This is a genomic window from Corynebacterium sp. HMSC070E08, from assembly GCF_001808895.1.
Classification (GTDB): Bacteria; Actinomycetota; Actinomycetes; order Mycobacteriales; family Mycobacteriaceae; genus Corynebacterium; species Corynebacterium hiratae.
Genome location: NZ_KV794747.1, coordinates 15,197 through 38,229, shown reverse-complemented (window position 1 = coordinate 38,229; position 23,033 = coordinate 15,197). Strand labels below are relative to the sequence as shown.

25 protein-coding genes are annotated in these 23,033 nt (G+C 61.4%); 9 read left to right on the top strand and 16 right to left on the bottom strand.

Features of this window, described 5'->3' with window-relative positions:
- Nucleotides 1-10: 10 nt before the first annotated feature.
- The 3 genes from HMPREF2526_RS04425 to HMPREF2526_RS04415 are packed head-to-tail and all read left to right on the top strand — an operon-like array spanning nucleotide 11 to nucleotide 3,973.
- A complete protein-coding gene (locus HMPREF2526_RS04425; protein ID WP_046648684.1) occupies nucleotides 11-1,153 on the top strand; it encodes a Fic family protein in 1,143 nt (380 codons plus the stop codon).
- A 23-nt stretch (nucleotides 1,154-1,176) separates the two neighbouring features.
- Nucleotides 1,177-1,791, top strand: a complete 615-nt coding sequence (locus tag HMPREF2526_RS04420; protein WP_371326142.1) for a sugar O-acetyltransferase — start codon at nucleotides 1,177-1,179, stop codon at nucleotides 1,789-1,791.
- The gene (locus HMPREF2526_RS04415; protein WP_049156712.1) at nucleotides 1,784-3,973 is read left to right on the top strand and encodes an ATP-dependent RNA helicase; all 2,190 of its coding nucleotides are present in this window, start codon (nucleotides 1,784-1,786) and stop codon (nucleotides 3,971-3,973) included. Before HMPREF2526_RS04420 ends, HMPREF2526_RS04415 begins: the two co-directional genes overlap by 8 nt.
- Here HMPREF2526_RS04415 and HMPREF2526_RS04410 read toward each other — a convergent pair.
- Nucleotides 3,970-4,746, bottom strand: coding sequence for a TSUP family transporter (locus tag HMPREF2526_RS04410; RefSeq protein ID WP_369816137.1), 777 nt, complete (start codon nucleotides 4,744-4,746; stop codon nucleotides 3,970-3,972). The two genes, HMPREF2526_RS04415 and HMPREF2526_RS04410, sit on opposite strands and share 4 nt — an antisense overlap.
- A 16-nt stretch (nucleotides 4,747-4,762) precedes the next feature.
- Between HMPREF2526_RS04410 and HMPREF2526_RS04405 the strand changes: the two genes are divergently transcribed.
- Nucleotides 4,763-5,815, top strand: a complete 1,053-nt coding sequence (locus HMPREF2526_RS04405) for an AbrB family transcriptional regulator (RefSeq protein ID WP_246819854.1) — start codon at nucleotides 4,763-4,765, stop codon at nucleotides 5,813-5,815.
- On the opposite strand, the gene HMPREF2526_RS04400 is transcribed toward HMPREF2526_RS04405, so the two are convergent.
- The 3 genes from HMPREF2526_RS04400 to HMPREF2526_RS04390 all read right to left on the bottom strand — a co-directional run bounded on the left by HMPREF2526_RS04400 (nucleotide 5,795) and on the right by HMPREF2526_RS04390 (nucleotide 9,440).
- Complete coding sequence (locus HMPREF2526_RS04400) at nucleotides 5,795-7,045, bottom strand: ATP-binding protein (RefSeq protein WP_070517082.1); 1,251 nt, start codon at nucleotides 7,043-7,045, stop codon at nucleotides 5,795-5,797. The genes HMPREF2526_RS04405 and HMPREF2526_RS04400 overlap by 21 nt on opposite strands.
- Nucleotides 7,046-7,138: 93 nt before the next feature.
- Nucleotides 7,139-8,800 (bottom strand): DUF885 domain-containing protein, encoded by a 1,662-nt coding sequence (locus HMPREF2526_RS04395; RefSeq protein ID WP_070546062.1) that lies wholly within the window; start codon nucleotides 8,798-8,800, stop codon nucleotides 7,139-7,141.
- A 70-nt stretch (nucleotides 8,801-8,870) separates the two neighbouring features.
- Nucleotides 8,871-9,440, bottom strand: a complete 570-nt coding sequence (locus HMPREF2526_RS04390) for an LOG family protein (RefSeq protein WP_049156802.1) — start codon at nucleotides 9,438-9,440, stop codon at nucleotides 8,871-8,873.
- Nucleotides 9,441-9,537: 97 nt separating this feature from the next.
- Between HMPREF2526_RS04390 and HMPREF2526_RS04385 the strand changes: the two genes are divergently transcribed.
- Complete coding sequence (locus tag HMPREF2526_RS04385) at nucleotides 9,538-10,614, top strand: ROK family protein (RefSeq protein ID WP_070546057.1); 1,077 nt, start codon at nucleotides 9,538-9,540, stop codon at nucleotides 10,612-10,614.
- Here HMPREF2526_RS04385 and HMPREF2526_RS04380 read toward each other — a convergent pair.
- The 6 genes from HMPREF2526_RS04380 to amn all read right to left on the bottom strand — a co-directional run bounded on the left by HMPREF2526_RS04380 (nucleotide 10,611) and on the right by amn (nucleotide 15,593).
- The gene (locus HMPREF2526_RS04380) at nucleotides 10,611-11,180 is read right to left on the bottom strand and encodes an HAD-IA family hydrolase (RefSeq protein ID WP_049156695.1); all 570 of its coding nucleotides are present in this window, start codon (nucleotides 11,178-11,180) and stop codon (nucleotides 10,611-10,613) included. The genes HMPREF2526_RS04385 and HMPREF2526_RS04380 overlap by 4 nt on opposite strands.
- A complete protein-coding gene (locus HMPREF2526_RS04375; RefSeq protein WP_046648617.1) occupies nucleotides 11,122-11,508 on the bottom strand; it encodes a hypothetical protein in 387 nt (128 codons plus the stop codon). Before HMPREF2526_RS04375 ends, HMPREF2526_RS04380 begins: the two co-directional genes overlap by 59 nt.
- 64 nt (nucleotides 11,509-11,572) lie before the next feature.
- On the bottom strand, nucleotides 11,573-12,055 hold the full coding sequence (locus HMPREF2526_RS04370; protein ID WP_046648618.1) for a ferritin: 483 nt from the start codon (nucleotides 12,053-12,055) through the stop codon (nucleotides 11,573-11,575).
- A gap of 117 nt (nucleotides 12,056-12,172) precedes the next feature.
- Nucleotides 12,173-13,621: a SulP family inorganic anion transporter gene (locus HMPREF2526_RS04365; protein WP_049156692.1), complete on the bottom strand. Its 1,449-nt coding sequence runs from the start codon at nucleotides 13,619-13,621 to the stop codon at nucleotides 12,173-12,175.
- The gene (locus HMPREF2526_RS04360) at nucleotides 13,621-14,136 is read right to left on the bottom strand and encodes a phosphoribosyltransferase (protein ID WP_049156689.1); all 516 of its coding nucleotides are present in this window, start codon (nucleotides 14,134-14,136) and stop codon (nucleotides 13,621-13,623) included. Before HMPREF2526_RS04360 ends, HMPREF2526_RS04365 begins: the two co-directional genes overlap by 1 nt.
- Nucleotides 14,137-14,189: 53 nt before the next feature.
- Nucleotides 14,190-15,593, bottom strand: a complete 1,404-nt coding sequence (amn, locus tag HMPREF2526_RS04355) for an AMP nucleosidase (protein ID WP_049156686.1) — start codon at nucleotides 15,591-15,593, stop codon at nucleotides 14,190-14,192.
- Nucleotides 15,594-15,760: 167 nt separating this feature from the next.
- Here amn and HMPREF2526_RS04350 point away from each other — a divergent pair, with 167 nt between their 5' ends.
- Nucleotides 15,761-16,510 carry an esterase/lipase family protein gene (locus HMPREF2526_RS04350; protein ID WP_049156683.1) on the top strand — a complete coding sequence of 250 codons (750 nt, stop codon included), beginning with the start codon at nucleotides 15,761-15,763 and terminating at the stop codon, nucleotides 16,508-16,510.
- Here HMPREF2526_RS04350 and HMPREF2526_RS04345 read toward each other — a convergent pair.
- From HMPREF2526_RS04345 to bioB, 3 genes are read right to left on the bottom strand one after another with little or no spacing between them, the layout of a single operon-like run.
- Nucleotides 16,507-17,430 (bottom strand): Sir2 family NAD-dependent protein deacetylase, encoded by a 924-nt coding sequence (locus HMPREF2526_RS04345; protein WP_049156682.1) that lies wholly within the window; start codon nucleotides 17,428-17,430, stop codon nucleotides 16,507-16,509. The genes HMPREF2526_RS04350 and HMPREF2526_RS04345 overlap by 4 nt on opposite strands.
- An 11-nt stretch (nucleotides 17,431-17,441) precedes the next feature.
- Nucleotides 17,442-17,696 carry a biotin synthase auxiliary protein BsaP gene (locus tag HMPREF2526_RS04340; protein WP_046648628.1) on the bottom strand — a complete coding sequence of 85 codons (255 nt, stop codon included), beginning with the start codon at nucleotides 17,694-17,696 and terminating at the stop codon, nucleotides 17,442-17,444.
- Nucleotides 17,696-18,676: a biotin synthase BioB gene (gene bioB / locus HMPREF2526_RS04335; RefSeq protein ID WP_046648630.1), complete on the bottom strand. Its 981-nt coding sequence runs from the start codon at nucleotides 18,674-18,676 to the stop codon at nucleotides 17,696-17,698. Before bioB ends, HMPREF2526_RS04340 begins: the two co-directional genes overlap by 1 nt.
- Nucleotides 18,677-18,754: 78 nt before the next feature.
- On the opposite strand from bioB, the gene HMPREF2526_RS04330 reads away from it, so the two are divergent.
- Nucleotides 18,755-20,071 (top strand): M20/M25/M40 family metallo-hydrolase, encoded by a 1,317-nt coding sequence (locus HMPREF2526_RS04330; RefSeq protein WP_070546055.1) that lies wholly within the window; start codon nucleotides 18,755-18,757, stop codon nucleotides 20,069-20,071.
- Nucleotides 20,072-20,106: 35 nt separating this feature from the next.
- A complete protein-coding gene (locus HMPREF2526_RS04325) occupies nucleotides 20,107-20,619 on the top strand; it encodes a hypothetical protein (protein ID WP_239663634.1) in 513 nt (170 codons plus the stop codon).
- A 4-nt stretch (nucleotides 20,620-20,623) separates the two neighbouring features.
- On the opposite strand, the gene HMPREF2526_RS13355 is transcribed toward HMPREF2526_RS04325, so the two are convergent.
- Together HMPREF2526_RS13355 and HMPREF2526_RS04320 are read right to left on the bottom strand one after the other, a co-directional pair.
- Complete coding sequence (locus tag HMPREF2526_RS13355; RefSeq protein ID WP_168162654.1) at nucleotides 20,624-20,764, bottom strand: hypothetical protein; 141 nt, start codon at nucleotides 20,762-20,764, stop codon at nucleotides 20,624-20,626.
- Entirely contained in the window at nucleotides 20,761-21,483 is a 723-nt protein-coding gene (locus HMPREF2526_RS04320; protein ID WP_118783644.1) for a PaaX protein, read from the bottom strand. Before HMPREF2526_RS04320 ends, HMPREF2526_RS13355 begins: the two co-directional genes overlap by 4 nt.
- 69 nt (nucleotides 21,484-21,552) lie before the next feature.
- On the opposite strand from HMPREF2526_RS04320, the gene HMPREF2526_RS04315 reads away from it, so the two are divergent.
- On the top strand, nucleotides 21,553-22,185 hold the full coding sequence (locus HMPREF2526_RS04315) for a VC0807 family protein (RefSeq protein WP_070546050.1): 633 nt from the start codon (nucleotides 21,553-21,555) through the stop codon (nucleotides 22,183-22,185).
- On the opposite strand, the gene HMPREF2526_RS04310 is transcribed toward HMPREF2526_RS04315, so the two are convergent.
- A complete protein-coding gene (locus tag HMPREF2526_RS04310) occupies nucleotides 22,182-23,009 on the bottom strand; it encodes an esterase/lipase family protein (protein WP_070546048.1) in 828 nt (275 codons plus the stop codon). The two genes, HMPREF2526_RS04315 and HMPREF2526_RS04310, sit on opposite strands and share 4 nt — an antisense overlap.
- Nucleotides 23,010-23,033: the final 24 nt, after the last annotated feature.

Below are 23,033 nucleotides of genomic sequence, written 5' to 3'. Positions count from 1 at the left end.
TCATCCAGATATGTCGAAAATTCTGAAAAAAATCGACATATCTGCTCAACATGTCTATTCTTTTACCATGCCAACCTATAGCCCGGACACCCCCTACAATGAGCTTCCACCCCTCCCCCCTGCAGAAGTGGTGGAAACCGTTCCCGTGCTTAAGGCCATCATCGATGCTAAGGAAAAACTGGCTGAACTGCGTACGGCCTGCCAGCTCATCCCTAACCCGGAGATCATCACCTCAACGATTCCACTGCGTGAGGCTCGTGCTTCCTCCGAGATTGAGAACATCGTCACCACTAATGACGAGCTCTTCCGTGCGGCGTGGCACGTCGATGCCGAGCCGACTCCTGCCACCAAGGAGGCTCTTCGCTATAACGCCGCGCTCCACGCTGGACTTTCCTCACTATCGCAGCGACCTCTATCAGAAAAGACAGCAAAAATCGTATGCAGCACCCTTCTAGATACTCAGGCCGAGGTGCGTTCACTTCCGGGCACGTTTATCGGTAACCCTGTAACGAAGGAGAGGCTCTACACCCCACCTGAAGGAAGGGAGATTATCGAGGACCATCTCGCAGCGTGGGAGGACTATATATATTGCAGCCACGACGTTGATTCCCTTGTAAAGATGGCACTGCTTCACTATCAATTTGAAGCAATCCATCCTTTCTACGATGGCAATGGGCGCACTGGACGAATCCTTAACGTCCTCTACCTCATCCAAGAAGATCTTCTTGAGCTGCCGGTTTTGTACCTGTCCGGGTATATCGTCGGAAACAAAGCAGACTACTATCGCCATCTCAACGCTGTGACAGCTAAGGGAGCATGGGAAGACTGGCTTCTTTTTATGATCCGCGGCGTTCACGCAGCGGCTGCCGACGCCTCCTCGATGATTACCCAGCTTCGGGCTATCCAGGAAAACACTGCGCAACGAATACGTTCTGCGGGCGTGATTAACCATCCCCTCGAGATGGCCGAGCTCATTCTTATCAAGCCCTATGTACGCATTACTGACGTGGTAGAGACGGGCTTCGTCAAACGCCAAACCGCCAGCGCGTGGCTGGCGCATCTCGTAGATTTAGGAATCCTAGAAGAAATCCAACAAGGCCGCTCCAAGGTTTTCCTTCACCGTGCCGCTCTCGATGTTCTGACTCGAGACTAAGAGGAGGGAATAGGATGGCTGACATGCATCACCCAGACGAAGGATCCTTTGAACGCATGACCAGCGGGCAGTGGTTCATGCCCAGTGTCAACGAGGAGGTTAGCGCCGAACATCGACGCGGCTTCCTGCTGGCCAAGGAGCTCAATGAGCTGCAAAACACCAACCCAGAGCGCGCGAAGGAGATTTTGCGGGAACTGTTGTCGCCCGAGTCCGAGGTTCCCGGGCTGCACGTCCCGCTCAACTTGGAGTATGGCTGCAATGTGACCATCGGAAAGGGCGTCTTCATCAACTTTGGCGCGACGATCCTGGCGCAGGCGCCTGTAACCCTCGGAGACCGCGTCATGATCGGGCCGAATTGCTCGCTCATCACGGTGGGCCACCCCGTCAACGATCATGAGATGCGGGCGGAGGGCTGGGAGATTGCGAAGCCCATTAGCGTCGGGCGCAACACGTGGTTCGGCGCCAACGTCACGGTGCTGCCGGGCGTGACCATCGGCGAGGATTGTGTCGTTGGAGCGAACACACTGGTCACCACAGATATCCCGGATAGGTCACTGGTGCTGGGTCAACCCGGTCGTGTGGTGCGCACGCTGGAGGACAACGAAGATAGGTGGGAGCGCCAGGATCTCGATGTTTGATCTCAAGGCGATCGGCAAGGGGCTACCCGTCCTGGAGACCATCGATTCTCTGCCTTCCGCCGGTCACGTCGTAGTCCAGGCTCCGCCCGGCACGGGTAAGACCACGCTCGTTCCGCCGGCGCTGGCTAACCAAGTAGAGGGCAAGGTTCTCGTCACCGCGCCGCGCCGCGTAGCTGTGCGTGCTGCGGCAAACCGCCTTCAAGAGTTGTCAGGCCAGCGCATCGGCTATGCGGTGCGCGGTGATTCCCGCAAAGGCGCAGACGTCGAGTTTGTTACCCCAGGTGTTTTGTTGCGCCGCCTGCTGCGGGATCCGGAACTTGAAGGAATTTCCGCCGTAGCCATCGACGAGGTGCATGAACGCCAGCTCGATACTGACCTCGTACTCGGCATGTGCTTGGAGTTGGCGCAGCTCCGCGATGATTTTCGGGTCATTGCCATGTCCGCGACTGTCGACGCCTCCCGCTTCTCCCAGCTCATGGGAGGGGCGCCGATCCATTCCACTGAGGCCGTTACATATCCGCTCAACATCTCCTATGAACCGATTCCGGGGCGCGCTGCGGGAGATCGAGACTTTTGGAAAGGCGTGGCGAGGGTTGCCGCGCGGCAGCACGAGTCCACGCTGGTCTTTGTGCCGGGAGTTCGCGAGGTCAACCTGGTGTGTGATGCCTTGAGCGGCCACAACGTTTTTCCGCTCCATGGCCGCCAAACCACGCAGGAGCAGGACGCTGCGCTGTATACGCGAGAACAGCGCATCGTCGTCGCCACGTCCATCGCCGAATCTTCGCTGACCGTGCCGGGTGTGCGCACCGTCGTCGATGCTGGGTTGTCCCGCGTCCCCAAGCGGGATGCGCAGCGCGGGATGAGTGGGTTGGTGACGGTGTCGACGTCGAAAAGCAGCGCCGATCAACGCGCCGGACGTGCCGGGCGTGAGGCGCCGGGTACCGTCGTCCGCTGCTATTCACAGGAGGACTACCAGCACTTTTCTCCGCACGTGATTCCAGAGATTCTTTCCGCGGACCTCACGCAGGCGGCGCTGTTCATGGATTGTTGGGGCGCGGGACCGGACTTCCCGTTGCTTGATCAAGCACCGGCACCCGCGCTTGCCGACGCCCACCGCACCCTAGATCTGCTCAACGCTGGCGAAGAACTGGCGCTGCTGCCGACGCACCCACGGTGGGGCGCGGCACTGTTGAAGTACGGTGCGGGGGCGGCGCAGACGATTGCCCGCCTGGATGATTCGGATCCGAAGCGGCTTGCCCGCCTGGTGCCCAACAAAGGTCCGGTGGACCCAGGCGTGGTGGTCGCTACTGCCTTCCCGGAGTTCGTGGCTAAGCGCGTAGGTGACAAGGAGTATTTGTTGGCGAGTGGCACCCGCGCGCGGTTTCTCGAGGATGGTCACGAGTGGTTGGCGGTGGCTGAGGTGTCGTTGGCGCAATCTGGAAACGCCATCATTCGTGAAGCAGTGCCGATTGCGGAAAAAGACGCGCTCGAGATCATCGGCGTGACCGAAGAGACGCGGGCTTTTCTCGACGGCTCCAAAGTGCGGGGAATCCGTGTGCGTGCGGCAGGCGCCATCGTATTGTCGGAAACCCCAGTGAAGGTCTCCGGTGATGAGGCGGTGGAGGCACTACGCAACTCCGGACAGGGTTTAAACCTGTTTCACTTCAGCGAGAAGGCCCAGAACCTGCGGGAACGTATGCGGCACTTACACGCTGCATACGGTGAGCCATGGCCGGACGTGGACGGTGATGATCTGAGCTGGCTGGAGCCGGAGCTGTATGAACTGGCTTCCGGTAAGCGCCCAGACATGTATCCGGCGCTGCAGCGCCTGCTGCCGTGGCCCGAAGCTAGCCGCTTGGATGAGCTCGCGCCGGAACGGTTATCGGTTCCGTCCGGACGTGCTGCGAGGATCGATTGGTCCGGCGAGCGCCCAGTGGTCTCCATCAAGTTGCAGGAATGTTTCGGGTTGGCGGAGTCTCCCGAATACTGCGGCCATCGCGTGCAATTTCATCTGTTATCCCCCGCCGGCCGGCCACTTGCCGTCACCGATGATCTAGCGAGCTTCTGGTCTGGGCCCTATGCCGGGGTGCGCGCCGACATGCGCGGGCGCTATCCCAAGCACCCGTGGCCGGAGGATCCGTGGAATGCGGTAGCAACCGCAAAGACGAAGAACCGGATTTAACCCCACTGCTGCCAGGCCAGGTACACGCTCATCACCACGACGAGAGTGAGCAGTGCATAGCGGATGAGCTTCGCACCGCCGCCGAGCACTGTTCGCGCGCCCAGCTGCGCGCCGATGATATTTGCTGCTGCGAGAACAAGTGCTAGGCCCCATACCACGTGCCCGCCCACGATAAAGACCACGAGCGCGCCGACGTTGGTACATGTGTTGACCACCTTGGACATCGCGGCGGAGGTAAGGAAGTTCTGGGAAAAGATGGCGGTGAAGGCCATGATGAGGAACATGCCGGTGCCGGGCCCAAAAATACCGTCGTAAAAGGCAATGGCCGCCACGGCGGCTAACCCGGTCCACGTGCGCCAGCCGCCACGGATACCGTCCCCTTCGCCGCTGCCGAAGTCTGGGCGAAAGGCCACGAAAATGCCGACTGCCACCATGAGCACGATGATGACCGGCCGCATGACGTCCTTGTCCATGAGTGCGGCTGCTGCAGCGCCGAGCCCGGAACATAGGAGGGCGATAAGGCCCATACGGATGAGCTCGCCCTTCGGCGGGCGGACCTTCTTGACGAGCGTAACGGCAGCAGAGGCCGTTCCAGAGACCGCCGCCACCTTGTTCGTGGCCAGGGCGGTGGCGGGAGCAAGCTGGGGCGCGACCGCCAGAATGAGCGGAATAAGCACGAGCCCGCCGCCGCCAATGACGGCATCGATCCATCCGGCCACGGCAGCGCCAATGGTGAGAATCGTCCAACCGCTTAATCCGAAATCCATGTCCATCATTAAACTCGATTCCATGTCTGTTCGTACGAGATGGGTCATCGTGGCCCCGGGGTCTGCAGCACTCGGGGCATTGTTTAGCTACCTTCACGTACCCGCAGCCTGGATCCTCGGCGCCATCGTGGTCTCGGGAGCCATGGCCTTGACGACGGGCAAAGAACTCGCCGTTAATGAGCACTTTTATTCTGTCGCCCGCGGATTCATCGGAATGATGGCGGGCATACCTCTGACCTTAGTTCCTGCCTCCACCCTCATCGGCTTTGTGCCAGCCGCGGTGACGATGTCACTCATTACTGTTTTAATCGGCGTCGCTGGCGGTGTTCTGCTGCATCGTTCGCAGCCGAAGGATATTTCCTGGGAGACGGGTATTTTGTCGATGCTGCCGGGCGGGGCCTCCCTCATGCCGGCACTAGCTAGCGAGCTCGGCGCGGACTACCGCTACGTGGCGCTGACGCAATACCTGCGCCTTCTGGCGGTGTCGGTGTCGCTGCCGTTGGTGGTGTCGTTGTTGGATGCCCCCGCTGGTCACGGTGTCGACATGAGCGTCGACGGCGAGGCCACGTGGTGGGTAGTTCTGCTGACCCTCGCCATCGCTGTGGTTGGTGAACAGCTGGGCAAGCTGGTGCGTTTGCCCGCTGCTGCTGTATTGGGGCCGCTCATCGTGACGGTGCTGGTCGCGCAGGTTATTCCAGCCGGCCACACTCTGGAGCCGCTCTACGTGTTCAAGATCATGGCGTTTATGTCCATTGGCTGGGTCTGCGGTGGCGGGCTTTCAGTACCGGCACTGCGGGCCTTCGCCAAGCAGCTACCGGCGACGATCCTCTTCATCATTGTCGTGATCGGCGTGTGCGCGCTCACTGCTGTGCCTTTGACCACATGGCTGGACATAACCTACTTCGAGGCTTACCTCGCCACCTCACCCGGCGCGCTGGAGACGGTGCTTGCGCTGTCTGCGGAAGGAGGCGCGGGCCCAGCCGTGGTGGCCGTGCAGATTATCCGGCTCATCATCGTGCTGGTCATCGCCGGCTACCTGCCGCAGATTTTGCGGCTATTCCGCAAGCGCCGCTAGTGGAACCACCCACACTCCATCTGACCGTTGGAAAGCTGGTCCGCTGGGAATAACCACGATGAGAGCGGCCGGTGGCAAGGAGACCTTCTCTGCCACTCTTAACAAATGTGCCGCCGCGGCATCGACCTCGTTGTGCGAAAGTTTCGCTTCAAATCCCACCCACGAGCCATCCCTGAGTTCCACTATCGCGTCAATTTCTTCGCGGCCCTTCATATCCCGCAGATGGAAGACGCCTCGTGCCCTTAATGCTTGAGCATAAACGCGCAGATCGTGCACCAGTTGCGCCTCAAAGAGAATGCCCAAAGTCTCTAGATCACCAAGCAGTTTGTCTGGCCCAACCGCCAACAATGCAGCTGCCAAGCCAGGATCCGCGAGCTGACGCTTCGGCATCTGAACCATGGTTGTCTTAGATCTCGTCTTTGGTGACCACGCGGGCTGGTCTTCAACTAGGAACAAACGTGTAGCAAAATCATGAATAACGTTGACGGTTTCTGCTGCCGGCATAGGAGTAGCACTGCTGAGCTCGCCAATGCGTTTACGAATCGCTGCAGCGGTGGCCGGTTGAGCAACTAGCCCCGCGTAGGCGCGAAGAAAAGACTGGAAACGGCGCGGATCGCGGCGCGGACCCCCAAGTTCCGGGTAGTCGTGCTCGCTCATCTCCGTGAGGTAAGACTCCATCCCCTCTTGGGCATCTAGAGGATCAAGGTCGAAAAACTCTGGGAAGCCACCGGCAACGATCCAGCGGGCATAATCCGCCACGGTGGCGTCCGTCCCAGCCGTGGGATCCTGATTGCCGGAAATAATCGCGCCTAGTGATACGCGCTCAGCCAAATCTCCACGCTCTGCCAGGCTCAACGTACGCAACTGAATCGAGCGAATACGCCCAGCCCCCGAATGGCGGGTGGCATCGTCATCGGGTGTCGAGGAACCCGTGAGGAGGAACTGTCCCTTTTCTCGCGAGTCATCGACCGCATGACGCACTTCGTTCCAGATAGCAGGAACAACCTGCCATTCATCGATAAGCCGGGGCCGCGCCCCTTGAAGCCCTAGTGCCGGTTGCATGCGAGCAACGTTTGCTTCAGGAGTGTCACGGTCAAGCTGAATGACAGACTTAGCAAACTGGCGCGCCGTCGACGTTTTGCCGCTCGCGCGGGGGCCTTTCAGGAAGAGGGCTCCGGCAACGCGAAGGCCTCTTTCTACTTCTGCATCAACAATTCGCGGCAGGTACATACCAGGTACCCTAGTCCGAAACATGGATAAATTACAGAGTCACTAGTGGATAAATCCAAGAGTCAGGTGTGGATAAATCCAAGAGTCTGACAGCTAGTCCAGAATCGTCTCGCGCAGGATCGACATCGGCACTGAGCCCAGAGCCAATGCCTGGGAGTGGAAATCACGTACGTCCATCCCCTGTTCGACTGCGGCGTCGCGGGTCTGCTGCCACAGGCGCTGGCCCAAGGCATAAGACGGCGCCTGGCCCGGCCAGCCCAGGTAACGGGTGACCTCGAAGGAGAGGTTGGCATCGTCCATCGCGGTGTTCTCACGCATGAAGGTCTTGACGTGGGACTTGTCCCAGACACCGGACGCGGTGCACTCCGGCAACGCCTTGCCCAAGTGGAGTCCGATGTCCACCACGACGCGGGCGGCGCGGAAGCGTTGGGCGTCGAGAAGCCCCATGCGGAAGCCCGGATCATCCATGTATCCCAGCTCCGCCATGAGTGCCTCAGCGTACAGAGCCCAGCCCTCACCGTGGCCGGAGTTCCACGTCACCGCACGGCGCCATAGGTTGAGGTCCGGCTGGGTCAGCGCGGCACCAATCTGCAGATGGTGGCCCGGCGCGCCCTCGTGGTGGACGGTGGTTAGTTCCTGCCAGGTGTGGAAAAGCTCCTGGCCAGCCGGTACGGACCACCACATGCGGCCGGGGCGGGAGAAGTCATCAGACGGCGAGGTGTAGAAGATACCGCCGGTGCCGGCCGGGTCAATGCAGCACTCGATTTCTTTAACCGCCTCCGGGATGTCGAAGGCGGTGCCGTCGAGGTCCTTGATGACGCGGTCCGCGGTGGACTGCATCCACTCCACTAACGCGTCGGTGCCGTGCAGCTGGTAACGCTCCTCCTCGTTGAGTTTGCGCATAGCTGCGCGCACGGTGACGTCGGAGCCATAGAGCTCGTGGGCGATCTTTTCTTGTTCCGCCTTGATGGAGCGCACCTGGTCCATGCCCCACTCATAGGCCTCATCGAGGTCCACGACATCGCCGACGAAGAGCCTGGAGAAGCGCTCGTAGCGCTCGCGACCCACCGCGTCTTGCGATGGTGCTTGTGGTTGCAGCTCGTTTGAGAGCCAATCGGCGAACTCGCCGAAGGCTTCCTTGGCCGCGTCCACCTCTGGGCCCTCAACGCCAAGGTCCTCGAGCATGGAGCCGGCGTCGGCAAGCCGCTCGCATTGCACGAAGACATCGGAGATCTGGCGCTGCGGCGCGACCATGCCACGCGAGGCCGCCTCGGTGAGGGACTCCTTGTAGCCGTTGAGCGAGGTTGCCACCTTCGACAGGCGCGAACGCAACGCATCAAGCTGTTCCGGGGTGTCCTTCGGCATGAGCATGAGGGTGTCGCGGATGGTCTGCACCGGGGAGGCAATGTTGTTAAGGCAGCGGATGTCCTCACCGGCATGGTGCAGGTCAAGATCCAGGCAGAGACGGTCGCGCAAGACGGCGGCGGTGACGTAGTCCACCTCGTCAAAATCGTCGTCATCGTCGGATTCGTCGGTGGTGTCATCGAGGGCATCGAGATCCGCCATCATCTCACGAGTGCGATCCGCCACGGAGGAGTAGTACTCCGGGGAGAAATCTTCCAACTCTCCGTCGAAGCCAGGAATTCCCCACGCGGTGGCAGCGGTGGGCGTGAGCTGCGCGAGGTCGTGGACGAAGTTATCGCACGACGCGTCCAGCAGCGAAGGCTGGCGCTCTGCGTTCTGGTCAAAACTCATAAGGGCGAAGTCTAACGAAGATCCAGGGGGTTGGGCCAACCCAGCGCCGCCTTATTTACCAGGTTGTTAGCTAATTGTTGCTCCACTTACTTCCCGGGCTCGTCCATGATGCAAATTGATCCAGGACTTCAGCTGGAAACGGGCTGACCACGAGCGCGTCGAGGAAGCGTTTTTGAACGAACCCCTCCTGCACCATTGCGGAGTACATGTTTATAAACGGCTGCCAGAAACCGTTGACGTCTACTAGGCCCACCGGGCCATCAAGGTTGCCTAATTGTTGCAGGGTAAGCACCTCGGTGAGCTCCTCTAGAGTTCCCACGCCGCCCGGCAGGCACACGAAGGCATCCGCGAGTTCCTCCATACGCGTCTTGCGCTGCGCCATGGTGTCCACGACCTCGAGCTTGGTTACCCGCTGGTGTGACATCTCGTAATCGACGAGCTGCCGCGGGATTACTCCGATGACGGTGCCGCCGGCTGCCAAGCAGGAATCCGCGACGATGCCCATCAGGCCCACGTCACCGCCGCCATAGACCAGGGTGAGGTTGCGCCGCGCGAGCTCCTCCCCCAAAAGGTGTGCGGCTTGGCCATAGGCTTCAGAGTTTCCGACGGCGGAGCCGCAGTACACAGCAACAGAATCCATGAACACCACTCTAACGCAGGCACACTTCTAGACTATGATGTCTACTGAATCCCAATTTCTATTAGACAATGCGGTCTGGTGAATTTATACTTGCGCCATGATTAAATCTGGTCCCGTGTTCACTCGCCCCCGCACCCCGGCGGCGAAGTGCCTCCACATCATTCGACTCAATCCCGTTGTGACCCGCAGTGAACTTGTCGAAGCCACGGGGCTATCCCAGCCCACGATTACCCGCGCCACTGCCGCGCTGCTGGGCGCTGGGCTGATTCGCGAGCGCACGGATTTGACTCAGTCCCGCGGGCGCGGACGCCCCACCGTGCCCCTAGAGGTAGCGGATAATAACTGGATGCTCGCCGGCATTGCGGTTGGTACCGCCTTTACCCACATCGCCTTCTTCGATACCAAGGGGCGCACCCTCCGCGAGGAAGACGTGGCTACCCCGGTTTCGCGTTTGAGTGCAAGCGATGTCATCGAGCACATCATCGCTGGTGTCAATCGCCTCATGACCGGCCTGGATCTCCGTTTGGTTTCAGTCGGCGTGACCACCTCCGGCAGCGTCAACGAGGCCGGACGCATCACTGCCCACAACCTGGGCTGGGACGAGATGGACATCGCCAGCCGTCTGGAGTACCAGTTCGGCGTTCCGGTTGTCGTGTCTTCCGTCATCCCCGCCATCCTGGGATCCGAAACGCAGTCCGCGGAGCTGGGCGCGGAAAAGCCCGTCATGGTGCTCTACGCGGATGACTCCGTCGGTGCTGCGCTCACAGTCGGCGATGAAATTGTGCAGCTCGAACTCGACGGTGCTGACGCCCTGGCCACGCAGGCGATACTGAATGAGACCGGCGGAGACTCATTCCCAGACGTGGTGGCGAATGCTGATGAAGAAACGCGAGCGCTTCTCGACGATCGCGCGCGCTCCCTCGGCACCACCGCCGCTGAGCTGTTGACGGAGCACACGCCCGATACTCTCGTTGTGGCCGGCGGCGCCTTCTCGGATGATCCGGCGGCCCCGAAGCTCTTTGCTTCCGCCGTGCGCCAGGCCACCGATCACCCAGTGGAGCTGCGCATGATCCCCTCGCACACCGAAATTGTTCGCGCCTGCACCCGCGCTGTGGCGCTCGATCCACTGCTGCGCGTACCGCTGGAGCTCGGCCGCGAGGCGAAAGCTGCCTAAAAAGGGATCGAATTGATGCCCGTAAAAAGGTGAGCCTTGAGCCCGAGGCGCTGCGCGCCAGTGACGAAGTCGGGCCGATCATCGAAGAAGTGCGTGTCCTTGGCCTGCGCGCCCAGGGCATCGACGGCCACGAGGTAGGCCTCCGGGTCTGGTTTAGCTACCCCGATATCGCAGCTCAGCGTCACGGCGGCGCATTCCTGAAGCCAGGTCTGCGTCTGGCGGATCCGGGTTCCCAGTACCGCCGGCACATTCGCTAGGATGCCGACGCTGTGGCCTTGACCGATGAGGTTTAGCACCGCACGAACTACCTGTGAGTCGGCAACCAGCAGGCGCTCAGTGTCCAGTTCGGTCGCGTGGCTGACGTCAAAGGAGTCCAGTTCAGTCAGCGCGCGGATGCGCCCCCAATATTGCGAATCACTCAGGTGCCCAGAATTATAAGCTGGGCGAAACTCCTCATAGAGCGACCAAAAGTGCTCCGGGTTTTCGGGACGGAGATAATCCTCCAGCTCAGCGTTCCCAGCGGGCCGCATGAGCACGCCGTAGAGGTCGAAGAGCAAAGTGGCCATGCGCCCAGTGTAGCCAGACCGCAATAGCGCCGGTCAGGGTGCCCGCCACGAAAAGCGGAAGCGACAGCGTGCCGTGGGCCCACAACGTCGAGATCGCTCCCACGAGGAACAAGCCGCCCACGCTAAACAAGGAGCGGCTCAGCGCCGTCGATGCCGCAGCCGCGCCCAACAAGAGGGCAAGTCCTGCAAACGGACCAAGCATGACGGCAAGAGCAAAGAAGAAGGTTCCCAGCGCCATGTTCGTTGCCGCCAGCCACGTGCCGCCGACCAATGCGATCACAAGGCCGGCCAGGGCACCGCAAATGAGCATCAGGCGCGTTGTAGTCATAAAAGAAATTCTCCCACCAACCGCAGGGGGCTGTGGGAGAATTCGTGCAAACTATATGGCTTCGTTACCGTTGCGCCAGCGAACCATCGATGCGCAGCAGGCCCGAGCCGTCATTGCCCACCAGCTTGAGCTGGTCAATGATCTCGGACACGGTGGACTCCTCCTCAACCTGCTCCTCGAGGAACCAGTTGATGAGGGCGCGGGAATCGAGATCCCCGGCGGCATCCGCGGTGCGGGCGATCTCCCGGATCTGCTCCGAGACCTTCTGCTCATGCGCGAGGGAGGCCTCAAAGGCATCGAGCGGGGTGGCGGCCTTGACGGAGCCGACCTGGATATCCCCCAGCTCGACGCGGTAGCCGCGGTCCAGCAGGTGCTCAGCAAATTTCTGTGCGTGCTCGCGCTCTTCCTCTGCCTGCTTGAAGAACCAATCGCGCATGCCCGGGAAGGACAGGTTGTCCATCTCGTAGGCCAGCTGGGTGTAAATCAGGGCTGCGCCGTGCTCGTTGATGACCTGCTCGTTAAGGAGGGTTTGCAGCTTCTCGTCCATGAAAGTGATTCCTTTCGTCTGTTTGGTGTTACCCACAATACAGAAAAAATTCGGGCACGCTAGCAAGGCGATCTTAAGCAAACTCGCACGTCATAAGACTTTTTCTGATAGGTTTACCTAACTCAAACCGGAAATCCTCTGGTAGCGCGCGAGGCTAACGCCATCGAGGCCGCGGAATTCCACCGCTATGCCACGGCTTGCGTACTTGTTCTCCACGGACTCGAGTACCGCGACGGTCGAGGCATCCCAAATATCGGCCTCCGAGAAATCCACGATGATTTTGTCCACCGGCAGGGTGTAATCGAAGGCGTAGACCAAGTCGTTCGAAGAGGCGAAGAAGAGCTGGCCGCGCACGGTGTAGACGTTGCCCTCCAGCTCCACCGACACCAGGTGCGCCACGCGGCGTGCAAAGGCTATCGAGGCGGTCAGGACGCCGAGGATCACACCGACCGCCAGGTTATTTGTCACCAGGGTGCCAATCACCGTCACGAGCATGACGAGGGTTTCGCTCAACGGCATGCGGTGAATCGTGCGCACCGAGTGCCAATCCACGGTGTGGAAAGACACCATGAACATGACCGCCACGAGCGCGGCCATGGGGATTTTTCCTACGGTATCGCCCAACACGAGGATGAGGATGAGGAGGAAGACGCCGGCGAGGAACGTCGACAAGCGCGTGCGCGCCTGGGATTCCTTGACGTTAATCATGGTCTGGCCGATCATTGCGCACACGCCCATGCCGCCGATGGCCGCGGCGAGCATGTTGCCGATGCCCTGGCCCACGGATTCGCGCGTCTTATCGGAGTGGGTATCCGTGAGGTCGTCGACAAGCTTGGCGGTCAGCAGGGATTCCATAAGGCCGACGAGTGCAACGCCCAATGCATAGGGAAGGCAGAGGAGAATAGTCTCCTTCGTCCAAGGTAAGTCCGGAATAACAAAACCGGGCAGGGAGGTCGGCAGCTCGCCTTGGTCCGCGACGTTGGGAACCTGCCAGCCGAAAATCACAGTGAGTGCGCTAACCACGATAATCGCGACGAGCGGGGCGGGGATCACCGTGGTAATCCGCGGCCACACCACCATGATGACGAGGCCTAGCGCGACAAGGGGGTAGACCAGCCACGGCACCTGCCACAGGTGGCTCAGCTGCGCCGTGAACATGAGGATGCCCAGGGCGTTGACAAACCCCAGCATGACGCTGCGGGGGATGAAACGCATGAGCTTGGCGACGCCCAGCACTGCCATCACTACTTGGAGAATTCCCGCCATCCAGATGGTCAGCAGCACGTACTGCAGGCCATGCTCGTGGGCAAGTGGTGCGATCACCACGGCGACAGAGCCAGCTGCAGCAGAGATCATGGCCGGGCGCCCGCCGGTGATGGCGATGGACATCGCCATGATGACGGAGGCGAAGAGCCCCACCTTGGGGTCGAGTCCGGCGAGGATGGAGAAACTTAAAACTTCCGGGATGAGGGCGAGCGCAACAGCAAGCCCGCCAAACACCTCCTTGCGGAAGCGGGCGGGCGAGCTAAAGGCCGCGCGGAAAGACCCGGCTGCGTGCTCCGACACTAGTGGCCGTCTTTGAAAGAGCCGTCGCGGGTGATGACTGGCAGGACGGACCATGCGAAGTTGATCCACTGATCGGTCTTCTTCCACGAGAAGTCCGGCTCAAAGATGGTGGTCGGCTTCGTGTAGATCACCGCGGACTTGACCTCGGACGCGGTCTGCTCGAGCAGGTTGACCACGAGGTCGAGGGTCTTGCCGGAATCCGCCACGTCATCAACGACGAGGACCTTCTTGCCCTTGAGCGAATCAGTGTCCAGCTGCGGGTTAAGGAGAATCGGCTCCGGGAGGGTCTCACCGATATCGGTGTAGAACTCCACGTTGATAGCACCCATCTCCTTGACCCCGATGGCGTAGCCAATAGCGCCGGCTGGGATCAATCCACCGCGGGCCACGCCCACGATAAGGTCGGGGAACCAACCCGAATCCACGATTTCTTGGGACAGGGAGCGACTGGCCTCACCGAAGACCTCCCACGTCAGGTTCTCGCGTTCCGGGTTCCACCACTCCGGGGTGCTCATCGTCTAGGTCTCCTTCGCCAGATTGTGCATTTCCCTCAGTCTAATCATCAACCTCAGCGAAACGGTACCTCTCCTACCGTTCGGCGCAATTTGCGGGTGCGCAGCCGCTCCGGATTTTCCGCCAAAGCCTCCACCGCGCGCACCGCGCACATCACGTGTGCCTCCTTCGAATTGGAATAAAAGGCCTGCGCTTGGGCGGGAAGCTTGGGCACGGCATGCAGAGGGAGATCGGAGACCGACAGCAGCGTGCCATAAGGGATGCGGTAGCGGTAGCCGTTGGCGGCGAGGGTGCAGGATTCCATATCTACTGCCACCGCGGTGGAGTGGCGCAGCCACTCCCACAGATCACGGGAGGTGCGCCATTCCCAGTTGCGATCATCGGTGGAGAGCACCGTGCCGGTGCGCATGAGCGAATTGTCTTTTCCATAGACCTCGTCGACGGCGGCCTCCAGCATGCGCTGGATCTCCGGGATGGCGGGAATCGGGTTGCTGGTGGTGACGGTGCCGTCGAGGATGTGGTCTTCGCGCTGATAAGCATTGCCCAGGATGAGGTCACCGATGCGCATGCGGCCATCAAGCCCTGCGCAGTGGCCGATCATGATCCAGGCCTCCGGGCGCAGGACTGCCAAGCAGTCCGTGATGGTTTTGGCATTGGAGGGGCCGACACCGATGTTGATCATCGTGATGCCATCGCCGCCGGCGGTGATGAGATCAAAACGTGGCATCTGGTAGCGGGAGGTGAGGGTGAGCTCGTCGACGTCGAGAAGCACCGCGTCATTGGGGTGGATGGTCTCCCCCGTGGGCAGCACGAGCGCGGTGTAGCGGGAGTCTTCCCGCGCCAATTCGCGCAGCCCGAACTTGACGAACTCGGTGGTGTGCATGGCGTAGTTGGTGAACAGGATGTACTTCTGCACGGTGTCCACCTCGATGCCGGTGTAGTGCTCGATGCGGGCGCAGGCAATGTCGAAGCGCTGCGCACCAAAATGGAACAGTGGTTTTTCCTTGCCGTGGAAAGCCTTCCAAGCGCCGTCCACGATTCCGTCATGCACCGCATCGAGGGTGGGCCGGGGGATGTCGCCACGGTCCTGGGGAATCTGTGTAATCCCCCGAATATATTCCGGCGGGATGCGCTCATCCGATTGACCGACGTAGAGATCGCACAGGTAGTTGTTGGTGAGCCGCGTGAGCTGCTCTGTCAGGTAATCACGAATCAGCCATGGTTTGGATATCACCGCCGAGTAGCGGCCCTCTTGGTCCACGTAACCGAAGGGCTCGGAGCGGTCGATGGGCGTCCACTGGCGTACATGCACGGTGATCTTTGGGTACACCACGTGGCGGTAGGCATCGTGGTCCCCTGAGGCCAATGCTTCACGTGCCAGCGCACAGGAACTGTCATAGAGCTCGCAGAGACGAGCAACCGCTTCGTTGACGGAGTGGACATGCTGCAGGTCGGTCATGCCCGCGAGTGTATCCATGAAAGAAGCCCGCCGCGGTGAAGCGGCGGGCCCTATCCCCATGACTAATCCGGTAACGCGTACGGTGTGGAGCTCACCGCCGTTCCGTATTAGGCAAGCCTTAGCTTAGTACGAAAGTTGGATAGGGGTCAAGAGTAAACTGAAATTTCATGACCCCACTCCCCCTCGGTGCCCGCAGACGCCCACGCGGCGTCTACGAAGACGACTGGTCCGCGCGCCCTACCGCCGAACGCCCCTGGCCGGTTGTCTTGATCCACGGAACCTGCGACAGCAAGGGGATATGGCAGGTTCTCGCAGACATGCTCCGCGCCGCTGGCTGGGCCACCTTCGCCCCTGACTACGGGACCCGCGCCACTGGCCCCCTGCAGGAATCCGCTCGGCAGCTCGACGCCTACATCAACGCCGTCCGCACCGTCACCGGCGCGGAGCAGGTGATTCTCGTGGGCCACTCCCAGGGTGGATTATTGGCTCGGTACTGGATGCGCATGCACGATAGCGCGGAGTTTGTACGGCACGTGGTGTGTATCAGCTCTCCCAATCACGGCACGACCCAGGGTGGAATCGCCAGCCCCCTCTTTCGCAGCGAGAGGCAGGAGGAGGTGGCGCGCTCGCTTATCGACGGCTGGTTTGGCCCCGCCGGCATGCAGCAGGTCACCGGCAGCGAGATTGTTGAGGCCACGAACCGCGGCAGCGAGGTCGAACCCGGGGTGAGCTATACGTGCATCGCCACGCGCGCCGACGCCATCGTGGTTCCACCAAACACCTGTTTCCTCAATGGCCCGAATGTCCACAACGTCTATATCCAGGACATCGAGCGCCTTGCGATTATTCGCCACGAGGATATGCCCATGGATAAACGGGTATGCCAGTTTGTCCTCGAGGAACTGGAGCGGCTCTAGAGCTCCAGCTCGTCGAGAACCGCATCGAAAGCCGGCCCCACCTGGGTCCGCCACAGTGTGTCCACGCGGTCATCCGCGCGCCCTGGCCCTCCATTGATGGTGGCCACGCGCTTGCCCTGTTTCTTTGCCTCCAGAACGAAGCGGAAGCCGCTCATCACCGCCAGCGACGAGCCGGCTACCAGCAGGGAGTCAGACGCGTTGACCATCGCGTAGGCGGCGTCCTTTTTAAAAGTCGGAACGGGCTCGCCGAAATAGACCACGTCTGGTTTGAGGCGCTGTGAGCCGCACCGCACGCAGCCGGGCATGACAAATTCTTCGACCGCTTCTTGGCTGAGGGCAACGTCGCCGTCAGGGTTAACGTCCTCTTTGTTGACTGCCCAGCGTTGCAGGTAAGTCGGGTTGGCTGTGGCGGCGCGGGCGTCGTAGTCCGCGCGTGGTTCTTCGTACCCGCAACTCAAGCACACCACGTGCTGCATGTCCCCGTGCAGGGCAATGAGGTTGCGCTGCCCGGCTTCCTCGTGCAGGCCGTCCACGTTCTGTGTGACGACACCCGTGAGGAGCCCGGCGCGCTCGAGTTCGACCAACGCGTAGTGCGTGCGGTTGGGGTGTGCAGCTTGCATGACCCGCCAGCCGACGAAAGCACGCGCCCAATAGCGGTGCGAGGCCTGCGGATCGTGCAGGAACTCCTGGTAGGTCATGGGGCGGTGCCGGCTGAGGGAACCGCGCGGGCCGCGGTAGTCGGGCACGCCCGATTCCGTGGATACGCCCGCGCCGGTGAGGACCATGACGTTGCCGCGGCGCAGTTGATCGGTGACGGCGTCCAGTGCTTGTTGTGGGGGAGTCGGCTCAGCGATCTCGGCGACGACCCGGGAGATGGAGCGCAACGCGGACTGGTGAGCGTGGGCAACGGCGGGATCCATGGTGCCCCAGCTTACGGGAGAGCCTCCTCGTAGAGATGATCTGAGTCGAGCTCGCCATGGCGCGAACAGCGCGCGTTCCAGCCATCCGGGCGCACCTGCACCACCATGCGGCGCCCACACAGCTGGCAATAGCGCGGGACGTCCAGGCCCGCCGCGGCCGCCGGGTGCAAGGTGAATTCCTCGCTTAGTGGTTTCCCCGTGTTGGGGTGGAACAGCGGCTCATCGCCGGCAAGGACGGCGGCGGCCAACTCCGTCGAGCTGTTCATCAGAGCGCCTTGATGGGCAGATCGATGCGGCCGAGCATGTCGACGTCCTTTTCAATCTGCTTGCCCAGAGTGGTCAGGTAGTTGCCGGCGATGATGGCGTTGATGCCGCCGAGCAGCCCCTTTTCGGTTCCGTCATCACCCAGGGAGAGCTCGCGGCCGCCCGCAAAACGGAGGGTTACAGACGGCATGGCCAGGCGGAATGCGGCCACTGCGCGCAGTGCCTCACCGAGCGGGACCAACGGGTAGTTCGCGAATGGTGTGCCCGGGCGCGGGTCGAGGAAGTTCATCGGCACCTCGCAGGGCTCGATCTGGGCCAGCTGGTAGGCGAACTCGGCGCGGTCTTCTAGTGATTCGCCCATTCCGATGATGCCGCCGGAGCAGATCTCCATGCCGACTGCACGGACGTTCTCGAGGGTCTCTTTGCGCTCCTCCCAGGTGTGGGTCGTGACGACGTTGGGGAAGAAGGACTTGGAGGTCTCCAGGTTGTGGTTGTAGCGCTGGGCGCCCATGTCCTTGAGGCGCTGGGCCTGCTCGCGGGTGAGGGTTCCCAGGGATAGGGAGATTTCGATATCAACTTCATCGAGGATGGCCGGGATGGCCTCGGCAACCTGGGACAGGAGGTTCTCGTCTGGGGCCTTAACGGCCGCCACAATGCAGAACTCCGTGGCGCCGGTCTTGGCGGTCTTCTTGGCGGCCTCCACCAGCTCCGGGATGTTGAGGCGCGCGGCACGCACGGGGGACTCGAAAAGGCCCGACTGCGAGCAGAAGTGGCAGTCCTCCGGGCAGCCGCCGGTCTTAATGGAGATGATGCCTTCCACGGAGACGTCCGGACCGCACCACTTGAGGCGGGTTTGATGCGCGATGTCCGCAATCTCTTCCAGCTGCTCATCCGGGATCTGAAGGACCTGCAGCAGCTCTTCTTCGTTCAGGCCGATGCCCTGCTCCAGGGCCTTCTCGCGTGCGATATCTACGATGCTCATGCGGGAAACCTTACTTGAACACCGTTCAAGTTGTGGTAAATCCGCGTGTTTTGTTCGGTCCGGACTAACCTCTAGGCCATGGAATCCACGCTCTACGACGACACCCTCGCACTACTTCAGGAGCTTATTCGCAATGCCTGCGTTAACGATCTCACGCCGGATTCCGGCCACGAGGTCCGCAACGCCGACACCTTGGAGCGATTTTTTGCAGGCACCCCGGTGGAGATTCAACGCTATGAATCGCACCCAGGGCGCGTGACCATCGTGGTGACCGTTCCGGGTGACCCGGGCAAGGAGCCGCTCACACTAATGGGCCACACGGATGTCGTGCCCGTGGACGAGCCGAAGTGGACCAAGCCGCCTTTCGACGCTGTCATCGAGGATGGCAAGCTGTATGGCCGCGGCGCGGTGGACATGCTTTTTATTACGGCGACGATGGCGGCGGTAACGAGGGACGTCGCCAAGCGCGGCAATCCCGGCGGCACCCTGGCCTTTGTCGGCATGGCGGACGAGGAGGCCCGCGGCGGTTTGGGATCCATCTGGATGGACAAGCACCACCCGGAGGCCTACTCGGTGCGCAACTGCCTCTCGGAGACCGGCGGTAGCCACCTGCCCGGCGCGCTCGGCTTCAACGTCGGTGAGAAGGGCGCGGGCCAGCGCCGCCTGCACGTGCACGGCGATGCCGGCCACGGCTCGACGCCCTTTGGCAAGGACTTTGCCATCGTCAAGATCGGTGAGGTCGCTCGCCGCATCGCCGCTGCCGAGCCGCCCGTGGCCACGGATGAGGTGTGGCAGGGATTCGTCAAGACCTTCCGCTTCGACCCCGCAACGGAGGCAGCGCTTCTCGACGGCTCCGCTACCGCCGCAGATTATGAGAAATTCGGTAATTTATCTGCCTACGCCCACGCCTTCTCGCACACGACGATTGCCCAAACCGTCCTGCGCGCTGGTGGTGCCATCAACGTGCTGCCCTCCCACGCCTATCTAGAGATGGACATCCGCCCCTTCCCCGGCCAGACCCAGGAGGAGCTTGATGATTTCCTACGCGAAGCACTCGGCGATATGGCCGCGGAGGTAGAGATCGAGCACCTTATTACCGAGGACGCCACGCAATCCTCCACCGATACTGAGCTGTGGCGCTGCATCGAGGAGACCGCCCACGAATTTTTTCCGGATAAGGAAGTACTGCCGGTGCTGGCGACGGGTGGTTCCGACCTACGCGTGGCGCGCCGCCACGGCGGCAACGCCTATGGTTTTGCGCTGCATGCCGAAGATCGGGACATGGCCAGCGCGAACTCGCAGCTGCACAGCCACGATGAGCACCTTTACCTGGAAGACTTGGAGCTGACCGTGAAGGCGTATTCTTCGCTGGTCGATCGTTTCCTGAGCCGCTAACGCAAACGTGTAAAAGCTGTGGCACAATGTGGCGCATGAGAAAAAAGCTTGTCCTGTGCTCCGTTGCTGCCGCCATCGGCCTGTCCGCTCCTACCGCCTCCGCCGACATGGTGGATGACTACCTGGCCAAGGTCCCGGCCGGCCAGATCTCCTGCGAGCAGGCCACCAAGTACTACACCAACCCGTCCGACTACAACAGCAAGAAGTCCCAGGCGCTCGCTGCCGCTAACTTCCACCCGCGCGGCGGCGAGATCCGCGACGCCGTCGCCCGCGCCGACGAGGCCATCGCTCGCTGCGGCCTGAACGGCGGCGGTGGCAACGCTGCTAACAATGGTGGTGCCCCAGCCAACAACACTGCCCCAGCTAACAACACCGCGCCTACCAACAACGGTGGTACCCCAGCCAATAACGGCAATAAGGCCCCGACAAACAACGCTTTTCCGACGATTCCGGTGACCTTCGGTAACTTCACCATTCACGTCCCGGATATCGTGGCGTACCTCAAGACCCTCGTCGAGGGCACCCCGCTGGCCCAGCTTTTGCCGTAGAAAACTAGCGGAAATACGTCCCCGCGTGCAGCGCGCAGCCGGTATTGAAGGCATGCCCGCACGCGGGGCACTTGTTCGCAACGACGTCGACTAGCGTGTGCCAGTGGCGGCACCGGCCCTCCGCGTCAATCGCTCCGTGGATCATGGCCACGACTCTAACAGCCGCGCCATCGCCCGGTGGGCCGGCGTGATGTCCATGCGCAGGCGGCTCTCCAGCAATTCCGCAGGGAAATCAGCGGGGAGAAGCTGTGCGGGGAAGGGCGGGGTGCGGCGCAGCGCCGCGAAGGCGGCGGCGTGGCGGCGCGTAGTTTCGACGACGATGCCAACGTCATCGGTGGGCAAAGGGGGGACGTCGCCCAGCGCGCTAATACGAGCAGCACTATCCTCAAGGTCCCACGCGGTGGCAATAACGTCGCGAGCAGTGTCCTCATCCACGGACCAGGTGCCGATAAAGGTTTTCTGCGCCCACTCCCCCGGCGCGTGGGCGCCCACCAGGACTCCGGGCCGCAGCTGCCGGAAACCGCTGGCATGGGCGGCGCGCAGGAAGGCATCTTTCTCCGCACGGCGATCCTCGCCGATATCGAAGATCACCGTGTGAAACGCCCCCTCCCACTGGAAGTCGCGCGGCGAACCTAGGTGACGAAACTCCGCAAGGTAGTCCCCCACCATGGAATACACGGAACAACGCCCCGCTCGGCGCGAGGATAGGTCGCCCGCGCGCACCATACGGGATAGATACGTGCGCGCACCGGCCGGCGACAGACCCAGCCCAGTGAGGATCGGTGTCAGCACAGGCCCGGGGAGCTCCTCGCGGCGGGCCAACCCACAGAGGTATCCAAAAGTTCCTGGTCCAACGTCAGCCATGCCCCAACCCTAGGGTTTTTATGTGTCAGAAACAAACCGATTCGTATGTTTTGTGGCACACTATGTGGCATGAGTCTCAATCCACGCCTGCTCAACTTCCTCATCCTCGGCGTCTTCGACGTCGGCCTGGCCATCCTGCTATTCCAGATCGTCGATTCCACAACCAACAACCACGTCTATGCCTACCTGGCCGCCAGCATCGGCCCCCTCGTCGGCGGCATCATCCAGCATGTGCGCCAGAAGTCTTTTTCTGGGATTTCTGCGTTGATCCTTGCCTTCAACGTTGCTGCGGCGTTGGCCACGCTGGTCGGTGGCACCGATGAGCGCCTCCTGCTAGTTAAAGGCAGCGTTGTTACCGGCATTATTGGCTTGCTCTTCCTCGGCAGCCTGGCCCTTGGAAAGCCCCTTGCCTTCTACTTTGGCCAGCGCTTTGGCACCGACGGCACAAAGGAAGGCGTCGCCTACTGGAACGGGTTGTGGAAATACCCGACCTTCCGCGCCTCCCAGCGCTACATCACCATCGTGTGGGGCGTCGTGTTCCTGCTCGAAGCCATCATCCGCGTCGTCGCCGCCTATTCCCTCCCCTTCACCACCGCCTACTGGCTGTCGAATGCGTTGCCCTTCGTGGCCCTCGCTATCTGCCTGACGGCCACCTTCGTCATTGCTGCACGCACCCGCAAGTCCGCGCCGACCCCGGCCTAGCGCGTGAGCCCCCACAGAATCTGCTCGTGCACGCGCGGGTCATGGGGCAGCTGCCCATGTTCGACCGGGGCCGATTCCACGTTGGCCACATCCGCCCCCGGAACAGCGCTCAGCTCAGAGGTCTGATTCGGCGTCACAGTGCTATCCGCCGGCGAGTAGATGGAGGTATAGGTGAGGCCGGACGCGGTGTCCGGCAACTGGTTGAGATTCTCCATGAACTCCGAACCCTCCAACTGTTGAATGCCGGCGCTGGTACCCACGAATTTGACCACGCTGGGGGCAATTTTGGCTGCCGTGCTTAGCGACGTTGCTCTGCCACCCCACGTCGTCCCGTGAAAATTCGCGCCGATGGTGACCACGCGGTTCACTTCATCGGGCGAACCGTAGAGCTGGGTGAAGGTCTTGGTGTGCAGGCCGCCCTGGGAGAAGCCCACGAGGTTTACTTTGTGTGCTCCGGTGACCTCCCGGATGTGCTCTATCTGCCTGGCTATTTCGCGCCCAGAGGATTCTAGATCCGAAATCCCCTTCAGGTAGTCATAGGCGTTCTGGTAGGCCACGTCCTCGGCGCCATAATCGAAGGCCCAGACGCACATGCCCTGGTCCTTGAGTGTCGGGATGAGGTCGTTCCACTCAGCCGAGTTAGCCGAGGTTCCGTGCAGCAAAACGACCGGCTCGGTAACAGGACCCGTGGGCTGGCAGTCGGGATCGTTGATGCCGAGACCCTGCGCGGCGGAGGTCTCCATGGTTTGAGCATGGGCCGGAACGGGGGCCGCAGTGGCGAGGAGAATAGCGAGGAAGGCACGCTGCAGGAAGCCGTTTTTCATAAGGAGACAGCTTATCGCCGATCC

Excerpts from the sequence above, each read along its gene's own strand:
- HMPREF2526_RS04375 (WP_046648617.1), bottom strand. The coding sequence starts at position 11,508 with ATGACTACAACGCGCCTGATGCTCATTTGCGGTGCCCTGGCCGGCCTT.
- HMPREF2526_RS04380 (WP_049156695.1), bottom strand. The coding sequence starts at position 11,180 with ATGGCCACTTTGCTCTTCGACCTCTACGGCGTGCTCATGCGGCCCGCT.
- HMPREF2526_RS04410 (WP_369816137.1), bottom strand. The coding sequence starts at position 4,746 with ATGGACATGGATTTCGGATTAAGCGGTTGGACGATTCTCACCATTGGC.
- HMPREF2526_RS04425 (WP_046648684.1), top strand. The coding sequence starts at position 11 with ATGTCGAAAATTCTGAAAAAAATCGACATATCTGCTCAACATGTCTAT.
- HMPREF2526_RS04400 (WP_070517082.1), bottom strand. The coding sequence starts at position 7,045 with ATGTACCTGCCGCGAATTGTTGATGCAGAAGTAGAAAGAGGCCTTCGC.
- HMPREF2526_RS13355 (WP_168162654.1), bottom strand. The coding sequence starts at position 20,764 with ATGATCCACGGAGCGATTGACGCGGAGGGCCGGTGCCGCCACTGGCAC.
- HMPREF2526_RS04350 (WP_049156683.1), top strand. The coding sequence starts at position 15,761 with ATGACCCCACTCCCCCTCGGTGCCCGCAGACGCCCACGCGGCGTCTAC.
- HMPREF2526_RS04315 (WP_070546050.1), top strand. The coding sequence starts at position 21,553 with ATGAGTCTCAATCCACGCCTGCTCAACTTCCTCATCCTCGGCGTCTTC.
- amn (WP_049156686.1), bottom strand. The coding sequence starts at position 15,593 with ATGACCGACCTGCAGCATGTCCACTCCGTCAACGAAGCGGTTGCTCGT.
- HMPREF2526_RS04320 (WP_118783644.1), bottom strand. The coding sequence starts at position 21,483 with ATGGCTGACGTTGGACCAGGAACTTTTGGATACCTCTGTGGGTTGGCC.
- HMPREF2526_RS04330 (WP_070546055.1), top strand. The coding sequence starts at position 18,755 with ATGGAATCCACGCTCTACGACGACACCCTCGCACTACTTCAGGAGCTT.
- bioB (WP_046648630.1), bottom strand. The coding sequence starts at position 18,676 with ATGAGCATCGTAGATATCGCACGCGAGAAGGCCCTGGAGCAGGGCATC.
- HMPREF2526_RS04395 (WP_070546062.1), bottom strand. The coding sequence starts at position 8,800 with ATGAGTTTTGACCAGAACGCAGAGCGCCAGCCTTCGCTGCTGGACGCG.
- HMPREF2526_RS04420 (WP_371326142.1), top strand. The coding sequence starts at position 1,177 with ATGCATCACCCAGACGAAGGATCCTTTGAACGCATGACCAGCGGGCAG.
- HMPREF2526_RS04345 (WP_049156682.1), bottom strand. The coding sequence starts at position 17,430 with ATGGATCCCGCCGTTGCCCACGCTCACCAGTCCGCGTTGCGCTCCATC.
- HMPREF2526_RS04405 (WP_246819854.1), top strand. The coding sequence starts at position 4,763 with ATGTCTGTTCGTACGAGATGGGTCATCGTGGCCCCGGGGTCTGCAGCA.
- HMPREF2526_RS04370 (WP_046648618.1), bottom strand. The coding sequence starts at position 12,055 with ATGGACGAGAAGCTGCAAACCCTCCTTAACGAGCAGGTCATCAACGAG.
- HMPREF2526_RS04390 (WP_049156802.1), bottom strand. The coding sequence starts at position 9,440 with ATGGATTCTGTTGCTGTGTACTGCGGCTCCGCCGTCGGAAACTCTGAA.
- HMPREF2526_RS04360 (WP_049156689.1), bottom strand. The coding sequence starts at position 14,136 with ATGAGCACCCCGGAGTGGTGGAACCCGGAACGCGAGAACCTGACGTGG.
- HMPREF2526_RS04385 (WP_070546057.1), top strand. The coding sequence starts at position 9,538 with ATGATTAAATCTGGTCCCGTGTTCACTCGCCCCCGCACCCCGGCGGCG.
- HMPREF2526_RS04415 (WP_049156712.1), top strand. The coding sequence starts at position 1,784 with ATGTTTGATCTCAAGGCGATCGGCAAGGGGCTACCCGTCCTGGAGACC.
- HMPREF2526_RS04325 (WP_239663634.1), top strand. The coding sequence starts at position 20,107 with ATGAGAAAAAAGCTTGTCCTGTGCTCCGTTGCTGCCGCCATCGGCCTG.
- HMPREF2526_RS04310 (WP_070546048.1), bottom strand. The coding sequence starts at position 23,009 with ATGAAAAACGGCTTCCTGCAGCGTGCCTTCCTCGCTATTCTCCTCGCC.
- HMPREF2526_RS04340 (WP_046648628.1), bottom strand. The coding sequence starts at position 17,696 with ATGAACAGCTCGACGGAGTTGGCCGCCGCCGTCCTTGCCGGCGATGAG.